21 protein-coding genes are annotated in these 20,756 nt (G+C 60.6%); 20 read left to right on the top strand and 1 reads right to left on the bottom strand.

Features of this window, described 5'->3' with window-relative positions; all coding sequences use genetic code 11:
* Nucleotides 1-100: 100 nt before the first annotated feature.
* The 20 genes from nirK (at nucleotide 101) to BLV97_RS19455 (ending at nucleotide 20,063) form a co-directional block, all read left to right on the top strand.
* Entirely contained in the window at nucleotides 101-949 is an 849-nt protein-coding gene (nirK, locus tag BLV97_RS19560; RefSeq protein ID WP_092164208.1) for a copper-containing nitrite reductase, read from the top strand.
* Nucleotides 950-1,334: 385 nt separating this feature from the next.
* On the top strand, nucleotides 1,335-2,720 hold the full coding sequence (locus BLV97_RS19555; RefSeq protein ID WP_092164207.1) for an ethylbenzene dehydrogenase-related protein: 1,386 nt from the start codon (nucleotides 1,335-1,337) through the stop codon (nucleotides 2,718-2,720).
* Between the two features lie 56 nt (nucleotides 2,721-2,776).
* The gene (locus BLV97_RS19550) at nucleotides 2,777-3,475 is read left to right on the top strand and encodes a DUF2231 domain-containing protein (protein WP_051645905.1); all 699 of its coding nucleotides are present in this window, start codon (nucleotides 2,777-2,779) and stop codon (nucleotides 3,473-3,475) included.
* Nucleotides 3,468-4,181, top strand: coding sequence for a rhodoquinone biosynthesis methyltransferase RquA (gene rquA / locus BLV97_RS19545; RefSeq protein ID WP_160169155.1), 714 nt, complete (start codon nucleotides 3,468-3,470; stop codon nucleotides 4,179-4,181). The genes BLV97_RS19550 and rquA overlap by 8 nt, the downstream gene beginning before the upstream one ends.
* A gap of 288 nt (nucleotides 4,182-4,469) precedes the next feature.
* A complete protein-coding gene (locus BLV97_RS19540; protein ID WP_035839737.1) occupies nucleotides 4,470-4,718 on the top strand; it encodes a hypothetical protein in 249 nt (82 codons plus the stop codon).
* 171 nt (nucleotides 4,719-4,889) lie between these two features.
* Nucleotides 4,890-6,047, top strand: a complete 1,158-nt coding sequence (locus BLV97_RS21840; RefSeq protein WP_035839735.1) for an NAD(P)/FAD-dependent oxidoreductase — start codon at nucleotides 4,890-4,892, stop codon at nucleotides 6,045-6,047.
* A complete protein-coding gene (locus BLV97_RS19530; protein WP_081824946.1) occupies nucleotides 6,044-7,378 on the top strand; it encodes an SAM-dependent methyltransferase in 1,335 nt (444 codons plus the stop codon). Before BLV97_RS21840 ends, BLV97_RS19530 begins: the two co-directional genes overlap by 4 nt.
* Nucleotides 7,375-8,313, top strand: coding sequence for a DMT family transporter (locus BLV97_RS19525; RefSeq protein WP_051645903.1), 939 nt, complete (start codon nucleotides 7,375-7,377; stop codon nucleotides 8,311-8,313). The genes BLV97_RS19530 and BLV97_RS19525 overlap by 4 nt, the downstream gene beginning before the upstream one ends.
* 72 nt (nucleotides 8,314-8,385) lie before the next feature.
* Nucleotides 8,386-8,670 carry a DUF5676 family membrane protein gene (locus tag BLV97_RS19520; RefSeq protein ID WP_035839733.1) on the top strand — a complete coding sequence of 95 codons (285 nt, stop codon included), beginning with the start codon at nucleotides 8,386-8,388 and terminating at the stop codon, nucleotides 8,668-8,670.
* A complete protein-coding gene (locus tag BLV97_RS19515; RefSeq protein WP_081824945.1) occupies nucleotides 8,670-10,457 on the top strand; it encodes a DUF3141 domain-containing protein in 1,788 nt (595 codons plus the stop codon). The genes BLV97_RS19520 and BLV97_RS19515 overlap by 1 nt, the downstream gene beginning before the upstream one ends.
* Nucleotides 10,458-10,548: 91 nt before the next feature.
* Nucleotides 10,549-11,898 (top strand): acetate/propionate family kinase, encoded by a 1,350-nt coding sequence (locus BLV97_RS19505; protein WP_210184816.1) that lies wholly within the window; start codon nucleotides 10,549-10,551, stop codon nucleotides 11,896-11,898.
* The gene (locus BLV97_RS19500) at nucleotides 11,898-12,929 is read left to right on the top strand and encodes a bifunctional enoyl-CoA hydratase/phosphate acetyltransferase (RefSeq protein ID WP_081824949.1); all 1,032 of its coding nucleotides are present in this window, start codon (nucleotides 11,898-11,900) and stop codon (nucleotides 12,927-12,929) included. Before BLV97_RS19505 ends, BLV97_RS19500 begins: the two co-directional genes overlap by 1 nt.
* On the top strand, nucleotides 12,926-13,852 hold the full coding sequence (gene fabI, locus BLV97_RS19495; protein WP_244521072.1) for an enoyl-ACP reductase FabI: 927 nt from the start codon (nucleotides 12,926-12,928) through the stop codon (nucleotides 13,850-13,852). The genes BLV97_RS19500 and fabI overlap by 4 nt, the downstream gene beginning before the upstream one ends.
* Entirely contained in the window at nucleotides 13,849-14,460 is a 612-nt protein-coding gene (gene petA, locus BLV97_RS19490; protein WP_051645901.1) for a ubiquinol-cytochrome c reductase iron-sulfur subunit, read from the top strand. The genes fabI and petA overlap by 4 nt, the downstream gene beginning before the upstream one ends.
* Before the next feature lie 32 nt (nucleotides 14,461-14,492).
* The gene (locus BLV97_RS19485) at nucleotides 14,493-15,185 is read left to right on the top strand and encodes a CBS domain-containing protein (protein WP_035839731.1); all 693 of its coding nucleotides are present in this window, start codon (nucleotides 14,493-14,495) and stop codon (nucleotides 15,183-15,185) included.
* Nucleotides 15,186-15,780: 595 nt separating this feature from the next.
* The gene (locus BLV97_RS19480) at nucleotides 15,781-16,044 is read left to right on the top strand and encodes a DUF2933 domain-containing protein (protein WP_035839729.1); all 264 of its coding nucleotides are present in this window, start codon (nucleotides 15,781-15,783) and stop codon (nucleotides 16,042-16,044) included.
* Entirely contained in the window at nucleotides 16,041-16,688 is a 648-nt protein-coding gene (locus BLV97_RS19475; protein ID WP_035839727.1) for a methyltransferase family protein, read from the top strand. The genes BLV97_RS19480 and BLV97_RS19475 overlap by 4 nt, the downstream gene beginning before the upstream one ends.
* Before the next feature lie 179 nt (nucleotides 16,689-16,867).
* The gene (locus BLV97_RS20950; RefSeq protein ID WP_160169154.1) at nucleotides 16,868-17,920 is read left to right on the top strand and encodes a hypothetical protein; all 1,053 of its coding nucleotides are present in this window, start codon (nucleotides 16,868-16,870) and stop codon (nucleotides 17,918-17,920) included.
* A gap of 9 nt (nucleotides 17,921-17,929) precedes the next feature.
* Nucleotides 17,930-19,273, top strand: coding sequence for an APC family permease (locus BLV97_RS19460; RefSeq protein ID WP_425285092.1), 1,344 nt, complete (start codon nucleotides 17,930-17,932; stop codon nucleotides 19,271-19,273).
* The gene (locus tag BLV97_RS19455) at nucleotides 19,254-20,063 is read left to right on the top strand and encodes a Na+/H+ antiporter NhaA (protein ID WP_081824943.1); all 810 of its coding nucleotides are present in this window, start codon (nucleotides 19,254-19,256) and stop codon (nucleotides 20,061-20,063) included. Before BLV97_RS19460 ends, BLV97_RS19455 begins: the two co-directional genes overlap by 20 nt.
* Nucleotides 20,064-20,143: 80 nt before the next feature.
* Here BLV97_RS19455 and BLV97_RS19450 read toward each other — a convergent pair whose 3' ends face one another.
* Entirely contained in the window at nucleotides 20,144-20,596 is a 453-nt protein-coding gene (locus BLV97_RS19450; protein WP_244521071.1) for an ion channel, read from the bottom strand.
* Nucleotides 20,597-20,756 lie beyond the last annotated feature (160 nt).

Raw genomic sequence — 20,756 nt, 5'->3', positions numbered from 1 at the left:
TTCCGGTGAATAAGCCAAACCCTTGTCCTGTCCCGCCCGCCTCAGAATACACTTCCAGTTTCAGAGCGGATGACAACTACCCTGACGGAGGGGGGCAACCGTGCGGCTGGAGTTCGAGACAATCGAGATCGAGGCACATCTGGACGCCAACAGCACCTATCGCTTCTGGACCTTTAACGGCAAGGTCCCCGGACCGTTCGCGCGGGTGCGCGTCGGTGATACGGTCGAGGTTTACCTCAAAAACCACGAGGACAGCTGGTACGCCCACAACATCGACCTGCACGCCGTCACGGGACCTGGTGGCGGGGCCGCTTTGGCGCAGCCAGGGCCCGGCGAGGACTACAGCTTCAAGTTCAAGGCGCTGAACGCGGGTCTTTATGTCTACCACTGCGCGGTGTCGCCTGTGGCGCAGCATATTTCGAACGGCATGTACGGGCTGATCCTGGTCGAGCCGGAAGAAGGCTTGCCGCCGGTCGATCGTGAATACTACGTCATGCAGGGCGAGCTTTATACCGAAGAACGCTTCGGCACCTCAGGCCCGTTGAATGAAAGTTACGACAAGCTCGTGGATGAACGCCCCGAGTTCTTCATCTTCAATGGCCATACCGGTGCCCTGACCGAACACTATCCGCTGAAGGCCAATGTCGGTGAGACCGTACGGATCTTCTTTGGCGTCGGTGGACCCAACTACATCTCGTCCTTCCACGTCATCGGCGAGATCTTTGAGAGGGTCTATCTTCAGGGCTCGCTCGAGACGCCACCGCTCAGGGATGTACAGACCGTGACCGTGCCGGCCGGCGGCTCGGCGATGGTGGAATTCAAATGCGACGTACCGGGGCGGTTCGTTCTTGTGGATCACGCGCTTTCGCGGGCCGAAAAGGGGCTTGCCGGATATCTCTTCGTCGAAGGCGACGAGGTGCCGGAAGTGTTCTCTTCGCTGAACGGGTGAACGAACAGGGCGGGGCACGGACGATGACTTTCCCTACCCTCGACTCGATTTGGATCAATTCATGAATGATGGGTCACCCGCATCTGAGGCTTGGGACGAGCGTCATTTCTTCAAGGGCTGCTCGGACCGCATCAGACAGAAAGGGATGAAAGAACTGCGGGGCGCTCACATTCCTGCCTGCGTCCTTACTCCGGCCCAGCACGGCGGGCAGGTGATCGAGGCGTCGCCCGCTCCATTTAGGGCCGCCGAGGCCGCCGTCCAGGTTTCGCCAAAACCTCCTATCCCGGGGATCTGAAACCGGATCGGCGAACAATGTCCAAGACGGCGCCGCAGGCAGGGCCGAAGGCGCCGTTAGACATATGAAAACTGACCAAAGGGGACTCAAATGCGAAGAACAACCTATCTTGCCGCCTCGGCGGCGATCTTTGCCGGGCTGCTGGTGGCCGCCTGGGCGACACATGGCACAGGGGTGGTCCGGGACGACCCCGAGCGCAATATCGCGATTCCGAAAGAGCTGACCAGCGAGCTTCAGGTCAAGGTCGCCTATGACGGCGAAGACATCTGGTTCCGCTACCGCTGGCCGGTCGAACGGCCCGCGATCTTCAACGACGTTCTGGTCTACAACGACGGCAAGTGGGAAACGCGCGGCGGCGAGGCCCTGGGGTCGAATCCGGAATTCCTGACCGAGGACCGGGTGGCGATGATGATCGACGACGGCTCGGTGCCGCTGTTTTCGCGCTACGGCGGCTACATCACCATCGGCGAGGGGCTGACCACCTTTACCGGCACGCCGGAAACCGACGAGGAGCGCACCAAATACCTGCCCTCGACCCGGACGGACCCCGACACGTTCGACACGATCAGGCCCGCCGGCGATCTGGAGAAGCTGCGTGCGGCGGGTCAGTTCATCGACTTGTGGCAATGGCGGTCGAGCCGGTCGAACCCGATCGGGCTGGGCGATGACGGGTTTGTTGCCGAAGAACGCGGTGGCGACGAGGGCACAGGTCCCTACATGACCAACTTCGACAAGGAAGCGGGCCAGCCGAAGTACATGTTCAACCCCGATGTCGCGGGCTACCGGGCACTCAAGATCGACGAAGTCATCTCGGGCAAGGTCGGCTTCAACGACACCTATTACCTTGCCGCAGAAACGGCTGTGCCGTTCGATCCGACATACCAATGGCAGAACGGCGACACGATTCCACGTCGGTTCCTGCGGCCGGAAACGGGCTCGCGCGCGGATGTGGTGCAGCCTTCGGCGGCCCGCTGGCGCAACGGTTTCTGGGATGTGACGCTACGACGCAAGATGGACACTGGCAATCCGCTGGACGACAAGATCTTCCGTGATGGCGGCAGCTATGACGTGGCTTTCGCGGTGTTCCGCAATGCCTCGACCATGCGCTGGCACTATATCTCGCTTCCCGCGTCGCTGGGTCTGGGCGAGCCGGCGCAGATCAACGCCAAGTTCTCCGAACCCGGCAAACCCGACTGGACCGGTCCCTGGACCGATGTAGAAGTTTTCTATCCCGGTCAGGTGAGCTGGCCGCGCCTGACCGATCCGAAACAGCACCCCGGCGCCGACCGGATCGCGCAACGCGTGCCGGTGGCCTATCGCCATACCGAACGGCAACTGGCGCTCTACGGTGTCGAGGTGGAATTTTCCAAGGAGATCAAGCGGCAGTGGCTGTGGACCCTCGGCATGAGCGTTGGCCTGATCGTCGCCTTCGGCTTTTCGATGATGATGCTCTTCCGGCGTCGGGAGGAAGCATGATGGCCGGTTTCACGACACAGATAAGATCCGCAGTTGCGGACAACGAGGATAGAAATATGAGACAAAATCAATTCCTTGGACGGGTGATCCGAACCGGCAGTTTCGCCACGGCGGCGCTTGCCACCGGCGCCACAGCGGCACTGGCCCACAGCGAAGGCGGCGGCGTGAAGGTCGTGCTGGAAGGCGCGGACCGGTTTTCGATCCCGCCGGTCTATCACATCCTGGTGGTGCACTTCCCCATTGCCCTCTGGCTGACGGCGGCGCTGTTTATCTTCATCCGCGTCTTCTCGGCATCCGAACTGGCCGTGCGTCTGCAAAAGGCGGTCTGGCCGCTGATCCTTCTCGGCTCGCTTGCAGGGTTCGTGGCCTACGGGCTGGGGCTGGCGATCTACCCCTGGTCGGCGATCACGGAATCGCCCTTGGGCCGCAACCACATCATGCTGGCAACCTGGACGCTGACCTATTGGACGGTGCTGGGCGTGCTAGGCTACCGCTACCGACGCTTCCTCTTCGACGGGGCCCAGAAGTGGGTGACCTTCGTCCTGACGCTGATCGGCACCGCCGTGGTCACCATCACCGGCACGCTCGGCGGATCGCTGACGGGCACGCCGTCGCTGGTGACCAAGGGCCTCGGCAAGATCGGCTGGGAGGTCTACATGACCTTCTATCTGCCGACCTGGATGCTGGTGGTGTTTGGTCTGGGTGCGGTCACGATCATTACCCTGGGATTCCTCGGGAGCCGCGCGCGTGGCTGACGGCAGTATCGGGGCCAAAGGTGACCCGGTTGAGGCAACCGAGGGCCCCGCAATCCCCGGCTACGTGGAACGTTACTACTGGTGGGCCTATCTTAGGCCCGCCAGCCTGCGTGTCTTCGATCATCCGGCTGTGGTTTCAGCAATCCTCTGGGGTCAATATCGCCGGCTTTGCGATGCTGTTCTGGGCATAGTTCGGCCCGGGGAACGGGTGTTGCAACTGGCCTGTGTATATGGCGACCTGACGCCGCGGTTGCGAGACAGGCTCGGGACGCAGGGGCGACTCGAAGTCGTCGACGTCGCACCGATCCAGATCGACAATCTCTCCGCCAAGTTGGGTCAGGACCACCGGGTTGTGTTGCGGGTGGCCGACGCTGCCGTGCCCGGGACGGCTCGCTTCGACACGGTTTTGTGCTTCTTTTTGCTTCACGAGTTGCCCGACGACCAAAAGCGCCGCGTTGTCGATACGGCGCTGGACCAGTTGGCGGAAGGCGGACGCGCGGTATTTGTCGACTACGCTCAACCGGCTTGGTGGCATCCGATCAGGCCCATCATGTGGGCCGTCTTCGCTCTGCTGGAACCCTTCGCCGCGACGATGTGGCGAGGGAACGTCAGGTCACTCTCGTCCACGCCAGATCGGTTTTCGTGGCGCGAGAAGCGCATGTTCGGCGGGCTCTACCAGATCGTGGTGGCGGAACGTGCGGGCTGACAGCGGTGCAGGCGGAAATCTGCCTTGCCGCGTGTAATCTTTTTTAATCCGCAGCGTCTCTTTCAGGAACACGCCGGAAACACCCGACGTCGCACACTGAGAGGAGTTGAAGATGACAATTGCATTTATCTTGGCGCTGCTGGTCCTGACCGTCCCTTTCCTTTGGGCGTTTGCGCGGCCACGTCGCAAGCCTGCTCCGATCGCGGTACCGGAACGACACAACCATGTTCGTCCTGGTCGCTGAGATCCGGCGGACGCATTTCAACCCAGTCAAGGAAAGTCATAACAATGAACACGATACGCATCCTCACCGCGGCTTCGGTCGGTCTTGTGCTTACCGCCGGTGTCGCATTGGCCCACGAGCTCGATGCCGACCAGGACGGGCTCTTCTCGCTTGCCGAAATGCAGGACGAGTACACCGACCTGACCCAGGCGCAATACGACGCGCTGGATCTCAACAAGGACGGGGCGCTCGACGCCGCCGAGCTTCAGGCCGCGATCGACAGCGGCAAGCTGCCGAAAATGGACGACGACTGACAAAAATAATATTCTGGCCTGGTCTCGGGCCGGGGGATAGCGTCATTTCCGTTGCGCGGACCGGTCTATTATCATCCTTGCCCGCGCAACACGATTTCAGGAGTCTGGCCACCGGCCACCGGCCGACGGCAGAGGAGAGGGTATTAGACGGGGTATGAAGGAAATTAACAGATGCGCACAGGTGAGCCATACACGATCATCGGAGCGGGTCCAGCTGGCCTCGCCTGCGCGATCGTGCTGGCGCGTGGCGGTCGGAAGGTCGTTGTGCGCGAGTGGAAAGATCGGGTGGGCCACAGGTTTCACGACGATTTCCAGGGTCTCGAAAATTGGACGCGTGATCTTGATGTTCTCGAAGAACTGGCCGCAGTCGGGATAGCTGCCGATTTCGACCATCATCCATTCGACCGCGGCACGGTTTTCGATCCGTCCGCGCGCAGCTATGTCGTCAAGGGGAGACGACCGCTCTTCTACCTGCTGCGCCGGGGCTCTGGTAAAGGTACTCTCGACAGCGCCCTTCTTGCCCAGGCCCGCGCCGCAGGTGTCGAGGTCCGTTTCGGCGACCGGGTGAAGACGTTCGCCGACGCGGGCATCCTGGCCGCAGGGCCACGCGAGGCCGGCGTCATCGCGGCGGGGCATGTTTTCGAGACGGATATGCCCGACGGGGCATGGCTGGCCCTCGGGCACGAGATCGCGCCTGGCGGTTACGCGTATCTCCTGGTGCGGGACGGGCGGGGCACAGTCGCAAGCTGCATGTTCACAGGATTCCGCGACCAGGCACGTCATGTGAAGGCGGCCGAGGATTTTTTCCGCGCTCATGCCGGACTCGAAATGCGTAACGCTCGCGCCTTTGGCGGGTATGGCTCTTACCGTTTGCCGCGTAGCGCAACCCAGGGCGGACATCCGGTGATCGGCGAGCACGCGGGCTTTCAGGATGCGCTTGCCGGGTTCGGGATACGCCATGCGATCCGCTCAGGCGTCTTGGCGGCTGAATGTCTTCTGACGGGCGCTGACTACACCGCCCGCTGGCAATCGGAACTGGGACCGTCGTTGAAAGCCGGCATTGTCAACCGTTGGATGTTTGGATTGGGCGGAGAAGTTGGCATGCGTATCGCATGCCGCAAACTCGCAAAGGATGACGCAGGGGAGTTGCTCCGCCGCGCATACGATCTGACTGCCTTCAGGCGGCTGGCGCTGCCACTTGCCCGTCGCCGATATCGCACCGCGTTGGAAGACCCAAGTTGCAGTCACGTCGATTGCGATTGCGTCTGGTGTCGTCACGGCGACCACGGCTCAGCGGGGACAAATGACAAAATGGGGGAAACTGTATGAGACACGAGCTCAACGTTCGCGCCACGAAGCCGGGACGCCGTGCGCCGCTTGCGCTTTGGCTTCTGGATAGCGCACTGCGCAGATTGATCCAGACCGGCACGCTTGAAGTATGTTTGCCCGATGGCGAGACCAGACTCTACGGCACGGGAACACCAACGATTGCGATTGCGATGCACGATTGGTCGACACTGCGCCGGATCGCGTTGAACCCGGACCTCGCTCTTGGTGAAGCGTGGATGGACGGTGGCCTGTCGGTCGAAATAGGCGACCTGTACGGCCTGATCGCCTTGTGTCTGGAGAATTACCAGAACGCGCGCGTGCCATGGTTGTGGCGTCTACGCGATCGGCTGCGTATGACACTCAGACGGGTCACGATGCACAATCCCGTTTCGCGATCGCGCCGGAATGTCGCCCATCACTACGATCTGGGCGACGATCTGTACGACCTCTTTCTTGATCCGGAACGTCAGTATTCCTGTGCTTACTTCGAGACTCCGGATGACAGTCTCGAGGACGCGCAAGTTCACAAGATGCGCCACATCGCGGCCAAACTGCGCGTGCTGCCGGGACAGAAAGTTCTCGACATCGGTTCAGGCTGGGGTGGTTTGGGGACGTATCTTGCTCAAACGTCCGACGCGCAGTTGACCGGGGTCACGCTGTCGGTGGACCAGCAGAAATACGCAACCGAAATGGCGCGGCGCGACGGGTTGGATGACCGGGTCCGCTTTGATCTGCGCGACTTTCGCCACCAGGCGGGCCGCTTTGACCGGATCGTTTCGGTCGGCATGTTCGAGCATGTCGGTGTCGGGCACTACGGCGCGTATTTCGCAAAGCTCGCGGATCTGCTCGATACGGATGGCGTGGCGCTGGTGCATACGATCGGCAGCGCTCGCCCGCCGCGTGCGCCTGACCCGTGGATATCAAAGTATATTTTTCCGGGCGGCTATGTTCCGTCGCTGTCTGAAATCGTCCCGGAGGTTGAACGGGCGGGGCTCGTCATCGCGGATATCGAAGTGCTCCGCCTGCATTATGCCGAAACGCTGAAAGCCTGGCGGGACCGCTTCATGGCGCTGCGGGAAGAGGCGGCGGCGCTTTACGACGAACGCTTCTGCCGGATGTGGGATTTCTATCTGGCGTCCTGTGAAGCAGGGTTCCGCTACAACCATCTGGTTGTATTTCAGATCCAGCTTGCACACCGGTTGGATGCCGTTCCGGTGACGCGGGACTACATTGAAGCGTCGAAACAGCAACTCCCTGATTTCAGCGGCGATGAGGATGCCGATATCGTGGAGCGAGAAGCACGCAGAAAAAGCAAAGTCGCAGCTGAATGACCCTCCGAAAAACCTCTCTGATCGTCTTGGTCATGTTTCTGTGGGCGGCCTGCTTTCCACTTATCGTGGCGGGTTTTGCATATGCACCGCATCTGACCTTTGCCGCTTTACGCGCGTCTCTTGCAGGATCGGCGCTTGTGGTTCTCGGAATGATACTTGGCCGGTCCTGGCCGCGGGGCAGGGGAGTATGGCTCGCGATCATCGGCATCGGTCTCGGAGCGACATCGCTTGGATTTCTCGGTATGTTCATGGCGTCCGAATTCATCTTGCCCGGGCTCGCCACGGTGCTGGCCAACGCACAGCCGCTGATGGCGGCTGCACTAGCGATCGTGGTGCTTGGTGAGCGGTTGGGCGGGCGCGGCAAGGCGGGGCTTGCTCTAGGATTTATCGGCATCCTGCTGATTGCCGCGCCACAGTATCAGGCGCCAGCGGGTAACACTTTCGTGCTTGGCGCCTCGTATATCCTCTTGGCCGCCGTGGGCATCACGATCAGCAATGTGCTGATCCGCGCGCTTGCAGAGCGTGCCGATACCTTGATGGCAATGGGAAGCCAAATGCTGATTGGTGGGATCCCACTCCTGGTTGGTGCGTTTCTGTACGAAGATCCGATGTCCATCACGTTCTCACCTCAGTTTCTTCTGATTCTGTTTACGATCAGTCTCTTTGGGACTTCGCTTGCCTATTGGTTGTGGAGTGAGATTCTTCGAACAACTGAGCTCAGCCGCGCCAACGCCTTTGCGTTTCTCGTCCCTGGCTTCGGGCTCGCCATGGGCGTGGCCTTTTTCGGAGAAACCATCGGTCTTCTGACGGGTCTGGGCATTTTTGTAACGCTGGTGGGTGTTGCCATGACCAATATGGATCGCCCCGAACCCGCCCAAACGTCTGATGCCTCCGTGAATCAATCCACCGCAGCCAAGAAAACCGGAAACGTGTAATGCATCCGGGTTTCGGGCGTCTTTGTTAGGAAGCGCGATTGAATGCGCTCCGTGACAAATGGAGGTCCCATCATGACCAGCATTAGCGAAACATCCTGCGCTGCGCGCATCCCAATCCAGGCTCTGGGCTGGAGCCTGGGTATTTTCTTCGCGATCACTTACACGATCTGCGTCGTTTTCGATCTGGTCTTTCCGGGTCAGAGCATGACCAGCCTCTGGAACCCTCTTCTGCCATGGGTCGATGGCATTAGTTTCGGAGGCTACGTCCTAGGTGTCGCCGAAACCCTGTTCTACGGATGGTTCGTCGCACTGATCTTCGGACCACTGTTTAACTTCTTTGCAGAGCGGAGCGCGTGATGGCCAAGACCAAATCCCCCAATCGGAAGCTCAAGTCGGTAACGTTAGAACCGGTTGTCTCTCCGGCCAAGCAAAGCAGCCCGATAGCTGAAGAACTGAAGGCCGCACAGGTCGAAAAACCGGCCTCTGCCCCCGCGACGTATCCTCTGGACCTGTTTGAACGCTGGGTTCTGTTCCTGGACACACTACGGGAACGCGCCGACAACATGATCGAGCACGAGCGGCAGGGAATGCCGCCACTTCTGGATTTCAAATACGAAACTCTTCTTGATGCGCGCCACTTCGATCGTCCCGCAAACTATGCGCTTCTCAGGATCACCGAGATCGGTGACGATTGCTGGGACGATTGCGTCGATGAAGCCAAGCCGCCGGTCATCGTCGTTGACCCGCGCGCCGGCCACGGCCCGGGCATCGGCGGCTTCAAGCGCGACAGCGAGGTGGGCATTGCGATGCACGAGGGCTACCCGGTCTATTTCGTTGTGTTCTTTCCCGAACCCGAACAAGGGCAAACCCTCGCCGATGTGCACCATGCGTTGCGCCGCTTCGTCGAGGAAATCGCCAAACGGCACCCGGACCATCCACCCGTCCTTTATGGAAATTGCCAGGCTGGGTGGGCGATCACACTTCTGGCAGCTGACTGCCAGGGTCTTTCCGGCCCGATTGTCCTGAATGGCTCGCCGCTCTCCTACTGGGCCGGTGAGGCCGGAACCAACCCGATGCGGATGATGGGTGGGCTCGCCGGGGGCAACTGGGCTGCGCACATGACCGCGGACCTTGGCGACGGACGCTTCGACGGCGCGTGGCTCGCGCAGAACTTCGAGAACCTGCAGCCGGAAAAGGCGATCTGGGACAAATACGCCCACCTGTTCTCGCATATCGACGACGAGCGCGAGCGGTTCTTGGAATTCGAGCGCTGGTGGAACGGTTTCTACACGCTGAGCCGCGAGGAAATTCTGGCGATCACGGAGAACCTCTTCATCGGCAACAAGCTAGAAACCGGCGAGATGCGAGTCTGCGATGGCTGCACCGCTGATCTGCGGCGGATCCAGAATCCGATCGTGATCTTCGCCTCAGACGGCGACAATATCACCCCACCGACGCAGGCACTGGGTTGGATCCCGAAGGTTTATGCCGATACGGATGCGCTGAAGGCCGCAGGACAGCGGATTGTCTATCTCATCAACCCCCATGTCGGGCATCTTGGAATTTTTGTCTCGGCATCGGTGGCGCGGCTGGAACACCGCGCGATCCTCGAAAGCCTCGACGAGATTGAGACGCTTGAGCCAGGCCTCTACGAGATGAAAATCGACAATCCGACCGGCGATCCCGACTGCGAGAAGCCTGCTTATGCGGTCAGCTTCGAGCCGCGCGAAGTGTCTGAAATCGGCGAGGTGCACCCCGAAGACGCACTCAGAAATGTGGCGCAAGTCTCTCGGACGGGCGAGGCGGCCTACGACCTGTTCCTCGGCCCGTGGATAAGGGCAATCACTACACCGCAATCGGCGGAGGCTCTTCGCGCAATGCATCCGATGCGTTGGACCCGGCTGATCTTTTCGGCGCGCTACAACCCGTGGATGGGTGTCGTGCAGGCGATGGCCGACTCGATCCGCCCAGACCGCGCGCCTTTGCCGGACGATGATCCCCAACTGAAAGCGGAACGCGAGGCAATAGAGCGGATCGGGGCCAGTCTTGGCGCGATGCGTGTCGCCCGCGATCACGCCATCGCGGTGCTCTTCAAGGCGCTCTACGCTCCCGGCGCCGGACTCGTAAATCAAGCGAAAGATTGAGTGATGCAATGGATTGTAGATAACTGGCTGATCCTGTTGCTCGGCGGAGGGATGGTGGCCATGCACCTCTTCGGTCATGGCCACGGAGGTCATGGCGGCGGTCATGGCGGACATGGCCGTGGCAGGCGAAACAAATCGAACAGTCATGCGGGGCACGAGCCCCACGATTCCGATGCCGCCGAGAATGAAAACAAGTCCCCTGCGCCGGAACGTCCGACGGATGACGGGCGGGCATGAGATGCAACGGCCTGCGATCCTGGTCCTTAACGCGGGATCATCCAGCCTCAAGTTCGCCCTCTTCGAAGCGAGGCAGGGCGGCGCGCGAATGGCCAGCGGGGCGGTTACGGGAATAAGTACGGATACCGCCCGGTTCAATTTGACCGTGACCGGCAATTCAAAAGGCGTGCAACGAGACGGTGCATTTCCCGACCATTGCACCGCACTCGACGCCGTGATGTCCGAGGTCATCTCAAACCGCCTTGCGGCCCTGCCGGTCGCCGTTGGTCACCGTGTCGCCCATGGCGGACCTGATTGCGATTGCCCTGAAGAAGTTACTGCTGACCTTCTTGCGCGACTGCGCGGTCTGGTTCCGCTCGCTCCCCTGCATCTGCCCGCCAACATCGCGGGGATCGAGGCCATCGCGGCCCTGCGCCCTGACCTGCCGCAAATCGCCTGTTTTGATACCGCCTTTCACAATGGCCTTCCGCGGGTCGCGCAGATGACAGGTTTGCCGCGCGAGATCGAGACGCCAGAGCTCAGACGCTACGGCTACCATGGGCTAAGCTACGAATACATTGTTGGAGCACTGACCCAAGATGGCGTCAACGTCGACAAAGAGCGCCTGATCGTTGCGCATCTCGGTAATGGGGCCTCTTTGGCCGCCATCCGGAGTGGCCGGTCAATCGAGACCACGATGGGGTTTTCTCCAATTTCGGGCGTACCCATGGGCACCCGGTCCGGCGATATCGACCCCGGCCTGATCCTGCATCTGCTGCGGGAAGCGGAACTGTCGCCGGCGGATCTCGGGAACCTGTTGCGCACCCGGTCGGGCCTTCTGGGCTTGTCGGGGGAAAGCCGCGACATGCGTGTTCTTATCGAGCACCACGACGCCGCCGCCGCCGAGGCGATCAGGTACTTCTGCTATCACGTTCGGCGCCACCTGGTCGCGCTGACCGCGCCGCTCGAAGGTCTCGACAGGCTGGTCTTCACGGGCGGCATCGGTGCCAATGCGGCCCCGGTGCGCGAATTGATCTGTGCCGGGCTTGGCTATCTCGGGGTCCGTATCGACCACGAGGCCAATCTGGCGGGGAGTAAGGCCATCTCCGCAGCCGGCTCGCGAGCTATCGTCGAGGTCCGCCAGACCGACGAGGAACAGGTCATCGCCGATCACGTCGCGCGGCTTTGCACGGAATGTGCATCTGGGCGGAAGGAGGCATCATGATGGCAAGGCACGACACAGCCCGGACAATTGCCGCTCTCGTTGACCGTGCGCGCGCGAAAGGTCCCGTTCGGATCGCCGTCGCCGATGCCGCGCAGGAGGTCGTTCTGGCGACCATGCAGCGGGCAATGCAAGAAGGGCTGGCCGAGCCTCACCTGGTAGGGCCCCGGGCGGACATCGAACCTCTGGCCGCGGCCGCAGGGTTGAAACTCGACGAGACGTGCCTGCACGACAGTGGCGCGGATGCCGACGCGGCGCGCCTGGCGGTCGGACTGTTGCGCGATGGCAAGGCCGACGTTGTGATGAAGGGCAACCTGCATACAGACGTCTTCATGCGCGTTCTCCTCGATGCCGAAACCGGGCTGCGCGTCCCTGACAAACGGGTGAGTCATCTGTTCCTTCTGGAGGTACCGGGGCATGACCGGTTGTTAGGTACTACAGACGCGGCGATCAATATCGCCCCGGATCTCGCCGCCAAAGCGCAGATCTGCCAGAATGCGATTGATGCCTTCCATGCGATCGGCGTGGCCGAGCCGCGGCTGGCGGTGCTGTCGGCGGTCGAAACGGTGACGGCATCCATAAGCTCCACCCTGGACGCCGCCAGCCTAACCCTGATGGCGCGGCGCGGGCAGATCACCGGTGCAATTGTCGATGGGCCGCTTGCCTTCGATAACGCGGTCTCGCCGCGTGCCGTCGCTGAAAAGGGCATCATCTCGGAAGTTGCGGGCCGGGCTGACATCCTGCTGGTGCCCGATCTGGTCAGCGGCAACATGCTGGCCAAGGCGCTCGAATATCTCGGCGGAGCCAAAGCCGCCGCCGTGGCGCTCGGACTGGCCGCGCCGGTGGTCCTGACGTCACGTGCGGATACCGAGGAGACGCGGATCGCGTCGCTTGCCCTGGCGTCGCTTCTCTGGCGGAGCGGCGGCGCATCACGCGCTACTGGTATGGGCGAGGAATTGCACCGGACAATGCGGGCCGCGCCGATGGCCGAGACCGATTGCCACCCACTTCCTCTACGGGACCTAGCAAAATGACCACCCATGGAATGAAGAAACAGGATCACTCGAACGGGATCCCTTCCGAGGCGTCCGGCGGGTCTGCCAGGCCCGGCTTTGAAGACTGCTGCGATCCGCGCGAACTGCTCGATCTTACGGGTCGCAAAGGGTTGGTGATCGGGATCGCCAATGAACGAAGCCTGGCGTGGCCGGGCGCCTTGCATTTCCGTCAGGCTGGTGCGGACCTGGCCATCACCTATGTCGGCGAACGCGCCAGACCGCATGTCGCACCGTTGGCGGAGCGTGTCGATGCGCCGATTTTCCTGCCCTGCGATGTCGGGCACGCGGGCGAACTCGAGGCCGTCTTCAACGCGATCGGCGAGACCTGGGGGCGTCTGGATTTTGTGCTGCACGCGGTGGGAAAGGCCCGGCCCGAGGACCTGCGCGGCCGGTTGACCGATTGTTCCGCCGGGGGCTTTGCCGAGGCCATGACCGTCTCGGTCCATTCGCTCATCGCCATCGCGCGCCTGGCCGAACCGTTGATGACACACGGCGGCAGCCTGATCACGCTCAGCTATCTCGGCGCCGAGAAGGTGGTCGAGCACTACAACGTGATGGGCCCGGTCAAGGCCGCGCTCGAATCCACCGTCAGATATCTCGCCCACGAACTCGGGCCGAAAGGCATTCGCGTGAATGCGATCTCCGCCGGTCCGGTGGCTACGCGTGCCGCGTCCGGGCTGGTCGGGTCCACCGATCTTCTGGCTGCCAGCGCGAAGATCGCGCCGCTTCGACGCAATATCGATACCGACGACGTCGGCCTGGCCGCCCTGCTTCTCGCAAGCGACTACACCGCCGCCATCACTGGCGAGACCCTGCATGTCGATGCCGGAGTGCACATCGAAGGACCGGTCGGCAGAGGTCAGATGCAGGGTGAGACCGAACCACGGAAGAAAGAGACATGACAGACATCGACAAGAGCTCGCCTGAGCAGTGTAAAGACAATTCGGAAAGCAGACGTGATTTTCTGTACTACGCAACTGCTGGAGCGGGTGCTGTGGCGACGGGTGCCGCTGTCTGGCCCCTCATTGACTCGATGAACCCGTCCGCCGACGTCCTCAGCCTGTCGACGGTGCGTGTCGATCTGTCTGGCATGCAGCGAGGCCAAAGGTTAACTGTCAAATGGCAGGGAAAACCGGTCTTTGTCTGGCGCCGGGCTCAGGAAGCCATCGATATGGCGCGGGCGACACCTCTTGATGCGTTAGTCGACCAGACGGACAGTGCCAAGGAAAACCCGAACCATCCCCAGACGGAGCCTGCGCTCGACCAGAACCGTACAGCGGACGAGGCCGGTGAATGGCTGATCGTCATCGGGATATGCACGCATCTTGGCTGCGTCCCTGTTGGCCAGGGATCGGGAGATGCTCTTGGGGAGTTCGGCGGATGGTTCTGCCCGTGTCACGGCTCTCACTACGACACGTCCGGACGGATCAGGAAGGGACCCGCCCCGCGCAACCTCGACATACCGCGCTACACGCTCGCCGATGATCTTATGTTGACAATTGGGGCGTGAAGGCAACCAACAAACAGAAAGGACGCAGAACCATGAAAGCAAAGGACATCATGAAGACCGCTGTTGTCTCCATACGTGACGACAGCACGGTTGAGCAGGCCATCGATTTGATGCTGGAAAATCACATCAGCGCACTTCCGGTTCTCGACAGCGGCAACAGGCTCGTAGGCCTCATCAGCGAGGGAGACCTCATCCGAAGACTGCGCGACGGCGGAGCAGAGCGTCGCTCGTGGTGGCTCGAGATGTTTTCGGGCGAAGGCGACGCGCGGGATTATGTCAAGACTCGCAGCCATAGGGTATCTGACGTTATGACCCGCGATCTCGTCACGGTTGATGAAGGTACACCGCTTAGCGAGATTGCCAGAACGCTCGAAACACGCCGTATCAAACGCGTTCCGGTGTTACGGGATGACAATATGGTCGGGATTGTATCCCGCGCCGACCTTGTACGAGCGCTGGCGCAGTCAACCGCAGGAAAGCTGCCGTCGCCCGCGCCCGAGGACGAGCCGCTGCGCAGATCGGTAGAGGCCGCGATCGCCGAGGTTCCCGGCGCATCGGTCAACCTGATCAATCTCATTGTGGAGAATGGCAACGTCGCCATCTGGGGCATTGCCGACAGCGATTTCGTTGAAAACGCAATCCGGGTCGCCGCTGAGAATGTCGATGGTGTCCGCTCGGTCGAAGTTCATATGGGTCGACTACCAGCATGGGCCTATGGGATTTGAGGATGCCAATGATCGCTGCCTGAAAGGGCACATGAAAAGACGGGTGACAAATGCATGGGCTGGGTGTCCACTGATTCATCGTTCCTGAACTCATCTCTGGAGATGTCATTGAAGCGTCAGCACTTTTTGTGGCGAGCGACGACTGAGGAGGATGCTCCTTCAGAGTGACTGATGGGAGCAAAAAACCGTGACTTGGGTTGTAATGCTTTGCGCCGGCAAGCGTCTACTCGTTGAACCTTGAAAACGGAGGCACCGATGAAGAACGACAAAGTGACCCAAGTGCAGCAAAGCACCGCAGGCTTGAACGCGGGATGTTGCTGCAGTGGTTCGAAACACGAGGCGAAAGACACGGATCATCAATCCGTTGCGGCGGTCCAGCCATCTGGAAAGCCTGAAACGCCAGCAAAAAATGGAGGTGGGTGTTGCGGGCATGACTGAGGCGCAAAGGCACGGCTCAACGCTGTGCTGATGAAAGCAGGCAGTGAAGCGGAGGCGACGCCTTCCCCTCCTGTCCTCGGCTTCGATACCCATTTTGCGAAGGCCGCTCCGAATGTGGCCCACGCACATCGCACACGCTGTTTGGAGTTTTTTTGAAATGGAAGCACACGATCATCACGGCAAACCGGAAGAAGAGCCGGTGCCTGATGTGCCCTTCTGGAAATCCCGCGCCGGTGTCTATCTGATCGTCGCGCTCGCTCTGGGCGGTCTGCTGCTTGGCTATGAACACCGCGTTCATATTTTTGCCAGCGACTGGATCCTTTGGCTGCCGCTCCTGATCTGCGTTGGTATGCATTTCTTCATGCATGGCGGGCACGGTGGCCACGGCGGGCATGGGTCCGACGGAAATGATAAGTCATGACCGAACCCTTACCGTCCTATGGACTTTGGCTGCTGGTATTCATCAACTCTGCAGTCTTCATCCTCTTCGCCTTCAGCTTCTTCAAGCCGCAGACATCGCGTGACTGGCGCAGCTTCGGAGCCTTCAGCGCCTTCATCGTGGCACTTTTTGTCGAGATGTACGGGTTTCCGCTGACGATCTTCTTCCTGTCGGGTTGGCTCCAATCCAACTGGCCGGGGATTGATTGGTTCGCCCATGACAGCGGGCACCTGCCGGAAATGATGTTTGGCTGGCGGTCAAACCCTCATTTCGGACCCTTCCATGTCCTCAGCTTTGCATTCATCGGCGGGGGCTTCTGGCTGATCTCAGTGGCCTGGCACCATCTCTGGGCTGCACAGCGGGCCGGGCGACTGGCGGTCACGGGTCCCTACGCACGGATACGGCATCCGCAATATGTGGGGTTCGTTCTCATCATGGCCGGGTTCCTGTTGCAATGGCCGACGATCCTCACGCTCGCCATGTTCCCGGTCCTCGTGTGGATGTATGCGCGACTTGCGAAAAGCGAGGAGGCCGACAGCCGTGCCCGGTTTGGGGAGGCCTGGGAAAGATATGCAGAGGATGTTCCGGCGTTTCTGCCTCGATTCCGGGAAGCTGCCGCGCAATGAACGCAAGCGTTCTGTTCCGTTTTTGTAAGGCGCAAGCTGGCTATCGGGAAACCGGAGCGACGTCAGTATATCCCGATTATCGAGCGCTCGTCTGCGAATTGATCAATGATTGAGTTTGATATCGGAAATGCACGACGGATTTGCGATTTGAAAGCGCCGAGACCGAGAGGGCGAACGTAGTGGGCAATCTGGTGATCCTCGGAGGATCCGGTGATGTCGGGTCGCGGCTTGTCCGTCTCCTTTCCGACCATCAGGAATGGAAGGTTTGGGCGGTTTCCAGGCGAAGCCGCGCCGTTGAAACAACGCTGAAAAACGTCGTCTATTCGGCCCTCGACGTTGCGCGCCCCGGAGCGGCCAAGTCACTTCCCGAGGACGCCATAGTCGTTAATCTCACCGAAGCGACGCCACCGGAACTGGTGGCCGAACGCCTCGCAAGAAGCGAAACGGTCCTCGATACATCGGCGACGCCGAGCTATGTCGATGCCCTGATCCGCGCCGCGGCCGGGACAAACGGATGTCTTGTTACGGGCGTTGGGACGGCTCCGGGTCTCAGCACATTGATGGCGGCAGATCTGGCAAGCAACGAACGGGTAGAGACGCTGCGTATCGGCCTCGAGCTTGGCATGGGCCGTCATTATGGGCAGGCAGCGGCTGAGTGGTTCTTTCGGGCGCTTGGACTACCTTATGACGACCCGGTCACGGGCCGGTCTGTATTTCCTGGCAAGAAGCCGTGGCGATTTAATTTCACGCGGAACGAGGCGCCGAGACTGGCGCTCGATGTGGCGTTTCCCGATGAGGGCATACGTCCCAGCGGAGGCGAGGCCCGTGTTCACCATTACCTCGCTGTCGATCCACCCTTTGTCACACGCCTGTTTGCAGTGGCACAACGGCTAGGGCTCGGACGCTGGATGTCAGAGCATTCCCGGCGATTGACAAAGCTTTCACAGAGGCTGCCGCAGTTCGGGCAATTGAGAACGCGGGTAACGGCGGTTGCTTTCGATCGCGAAGGCCAAGAGATTGCCTCGAAGCTGTTCGAAGGTGGCGATCAGGCTGATTTGACGGCTGCGATGATAATGGTGACACTTGAGGCAATGCGGTCCGGCGATGCGCGACAGGCAGGGGCCAATTCGATTGTTGACCACCTTGATCTGGAGCAGGCGCTGAGCGGTCTGCGTCGCCACTTGGCAGGCATAGGTCCTATGTGCATGAACACTCGGCCCAAGCCGAACTAAGAAACAAGAATGACGGGACAGGTTATGAAACACGACCACGGTGGCGACAGCTACAAGAAGAACTCCATTACTTTGGGCGGCGCGGTTGCCATGGGCACGGGCGTGATGATCGGGGCAGGGATCTTTGCCCTGACCGGGCAGATCGCCGAACTGGCAGGGCCGTTCTTTCCCATTGCGTTCATCATCGGGGCGGTCGTCACCGGTTTCAGCTCCTACAGCTACATCAAGATGTCCAATGCCTGGCCCTCGGCAGGGGGTATCGGGATGATCCTGCAAAAGTGCTACGGGCCCGGGGGCATTGCCGCGGGAGGTGCGCTTCTGATGGCGCTCAGCATGGTGATCGCCGAAAGTCTCGTCGCCAGGACTTTTGCCACATATCTTTTGCGCCCTTTCAGTATTGATGGAGGACCGCTGGTGCCTATCCTTGCCGTTGGCGTGATCCTCTTCGCATATCTGATCAATATCGCGGGCAACCGGTCGGTCGGGCTGTTCTCGATTGTCATGGCCGCGATCAAGATCGGCGGCATCGCGCTCTTCGGGATTGCCGCCCTTTGGTCGAGCGGGTTCAGTTTCGCCGCCGCATCGCAAAGTACCGGCAATTTCGGTGCAACGGGTTTCGTGGCTTCCGTTGCGCTTGCCATTCTTGCATTCAAGGGGTTCACGACGATCACCAACAGCGGCGCTGAGATCACCGATCCCAACCGCAATGTGGGTCGCGCGATCATACTTTCGATTGCACTTTGTGTGGTTGTCTATCTGCTCGTGGCCTTCGGTGTCGGCTCCAGCCTCACCATAGACGAGATCATCTCCGCCAAGGACTATTCGCTGGCCGAAGCGGCAAAACCGGCCTTGGGGCAGGTGGGTTTCCTGCTGACGGTCCTCCTGGCCGTGGTGGCAACGGCCTCGGCGGTGCTGGCAAGTGTCTTTGCCGTCTCGCGGATGCTGGCGATGCTGACGGATATGAAGATGATCCCGCATAGCCATTTCGGCATGTCCGGCCCGATCCAGCGGCATACGCTGGTCTATACGGTGGTCATCGCATCCTTCCTTGCCGTGTTCTTTGACCTGAGCCGTATCGCGTCGCTGGGTGCGTTCTTTTACCTGACCATGGACATGCTCGTACATTGGGGTGTCTGGCGTTACCGTCGCGCAGAGATCGGTGCCTCGGGTGTCGTCATTCTTGCAGCTCTCGGGTTCGATGCGATTGTCCTGGTCGCGTTCACTGCCATGAAGCTACAAAGCGATCCCGCGATTGTCGCCTACGCGGCCCTTACGATCGCGGGAGTCTTTCTGTTCGAACGCGCCTACCTGTCGCGCTGGCTGGCACCGCAAGATGAGCCCGCCCACAGTTGACGGATATTGCCACGCAATCGGTCCGCGACGGACGGCGCGCGGGGTTCGCCATGCTCGTCGGTCTTGCTCTGGGTATGGCGGCCGCGAACTCGCCGCCGGCGGGCATTTATGCGATTGTGCATCACCTGCCTCTGCGGGTGGGGCGGGCACTTGGGCAATCGAAGCCCCTCTGATCGAGTGGATCAATCAGGGCCTTCTGACGGTCTTCTTCTTTCTCATCGGTCTTCACACAAATCACGAGCTGACCAGTGGGGCGCTGTCCGAACCCGGTGCGGCCGTGCTTCCGGCAAGTGCGGCGCTTGGGGACATGATTGTGCCGGCAGCGATCTACTTCGGGCTCAATGCCGGAGATACCGTCGCCCTGCGTGGTTGGGCAATCCCGATTGCGACAGACATCGTCTTGGTCCTTGGCGTCCTCTCGCTGTTTTCGGGCCGGGTTGACCCTGCGATCATCGCCTTTGCCACAGCCGCAGCGATTTTCGACGACCTTGGCGCGGTTGCCATCATCGCATTGTTTTACGGTGAACTCCATCAGCTTTGGCCGCTCTGGATGGTGGCCGGCGGCTTGGCAGGTCTCATTCTGCTCAATCGCACCCGATGGCCCTCGCTTGTGCCTTACCTCGCCTTCGGCTTTATTCTTTGGGCGGGATTTGTCCTAAGTGGCGGTGAAGGGGCCATGGCCAGAGCAATCGTCGGATTTTCATTGCCGCTGTCGTCGCGTCCACAAAAACGGTCGCGGCGGCATTCGATGCAACTCCGATCGCCGCAACGGCAAAACTCGCCATTGTGAGCAGTTCATCTTTCGCCGCATTGCTCGGCATCATTGCGTTCAAGATGCGTTGATTGGTTGAGCCCCTAGCAACGGATGCCTCACTCCTCATCTTTGGGCTCCACACAAGGCTCCCAGTCCCACAGGCGGTTCATCGTCGCAAACAGGAAGGACGCCGACCAGGCAATCAACAAAAGCCCGTTGAGCGCCTCGACCCCGACGAGAAACCGCAGATGACCGGTCGGGACGATATCGCCGATCCCGAGCGATGTGTAGATGACGGCCGAAAAGTAAAGATAGTCAAGCGGGTGTGCCATGGCGGCCCCTTCGAAGCCACCGATCCCGAACCACGCCCCCGCAATCCAGAAGCCGCCTGCGAAGAGCCCGATCTGCAACAGGTGTGTGACAAACAGAAGGCTCACGATAGACAGAACGCGCGTATGCGGCCGCATCGGAACGGACGCCATACGTCCCGAGCAGAATCGCAAGGCGACCAGATGCAGATAGGCTGTTGCGACAAAGAGTGCGACAGATATGGCTATCGAAACTAACAACTGTGATCTCTCTCCTGTTCTTGTCGGCACGAGAATGGGTTATGACCCAATGCGTCAGGATAAGCTAGGGTCAGGACCCATTGATCGGCTTGTGAACTCGGTGCCTCTGTGATTCACACTCCCGAACTGATGGGGGCATGATGAGCACACTTTTCTGGCT

Origin of the sequence: Allgaiera indica (genome assembly GCF_900106675.1) — a bacterium.
GTDB classification, from domain to species: domain Bacteria; phylum Pseudomonadota; class Alphaproteobacteria; order Rhodobacterales; family Rhodobacteraceae; genus Acidimangrovimonas; species Acidimangrovimonas indica.
Note: the sequence above shows the minus strand (reverse complement) of the source record. Positions and strands in the feature narration are given on the sequence as shown.

Bases quoted from the DNA above. Each gene is read 5' to 3' on its own strand.
- BLV97_RS19555 (WP_092164207.1), top strand. From the start codon at position 1,335: ATGCGAAGAACAACCTATCTTGCCGCCTCGGCGGCGATCTTTGCCGGG.
- BLV97_RS19550 (WP_051645905.1), top strand. From the start codon at position 2,777: ATGAGACAAAATCAATTCCTTGGACGGGTGATCCGAACCGGCAGTTTC.
- BLV97_RS19540 (WP_035839737.1), top strand. From the start codon at position 4,470: ATGAACACGATACGCATCCTCACCGCGGCTTCGGTCGGTCTTGTGCTT.
- BLV97_RS21840 (WP_035839735.1), top strand. From the start codon at position 4,890: ATGCGCACAGGTGAGCCATACACGATCATCGGAGCGGGTCCAGCTGGC.
- BLV97_RS19530 (WP_081824946.1), top strand. From the start codon at position 6,044: ATGAGACACGAGCTCAACGTTCGCGCCACGAAGCCGGGACGCCGTGCG.
- BLV97_RS19525 (WP_051645903.1), top strand. From the start codon at position 7,375: ATGACCCTCCGAAAAACCTCTCTGATCGTCTTGGTCATGTTTCTGTGG.
- BLV97_RS19520 (WP_035839733.1), top strand. From the start codon at position 8,386: ATGACCAGCATTAGCGAAACATCCTGCGCTGCGCGCATCCCAATCCAG.
- BLV97_RS19515 (WP_081824945.1), top strand. From the start codon at position 8,670: ATGGCCAAGACCAAATCCCCCAATCGGAAGCTCAAGTCGGTAACGTTA.
- BLV97_RS19505 (WP_210184816.1), top strand. From the start codon at position 10,549: ATGGCGGCGGTCATGGCGGACATGGCCGTGGCAGGCGAAACAAATCGA.
- BLV97_RS19500 (WP_081824949.1), top strand. From the start codon at position 11,898: ATGGCAAGGCACGACACAGCCCGGACAATTGCCGCTCTCGTTGACCGT.
- fabI (WP_244521072.1), top strand. From the start codon at position 12,926: ATGACCACCCATGGAATGAAGAAACAGGATCACTCGAACGGGATCCCT.
- petA (WP_051645901.1), top strand. From the start codon at position 13,849: ATGACAGACATCGACAAGAGCTCGCCTGAGCAGTGTAAAGACAATTCG.
- BLV97_RS19485 (WP_035839731.1), top strand. From the start codon at position 14,493: ATGAAAGCAAAGGACATCATGAAGACCGCTGTTGTCTCCATACGTGAC.
- BLV97_RS19480 (WP_035839729.1), top strand. From the start codon at position 15,781: ATGGAAGCACACGATCATCACGGCAAACCGGAAGAAGAGCCGGTGCCT.
- BLV97_RS19475 (WP_035839727.1), top strand. From the start codon at position 16,041: ATGACCGAACCCTTACCGTCCTATGGACTTTGGCTGCTGGTATTCATC.
- BLV97_RS19460 (WP_425285092.1), top strand. From the start codon at position 17,930: ATGACGGGACAGGTTATGAAACACGACCACGGTGGCGACAGCTACAAG.
- BLV97_RS19455 (WP_081824943.1), top strand. From the start codon at position 19,254: ATGAGCCCGCCCACAGTTGACGGATATTGCCACGCAATCGGTCCGCGA.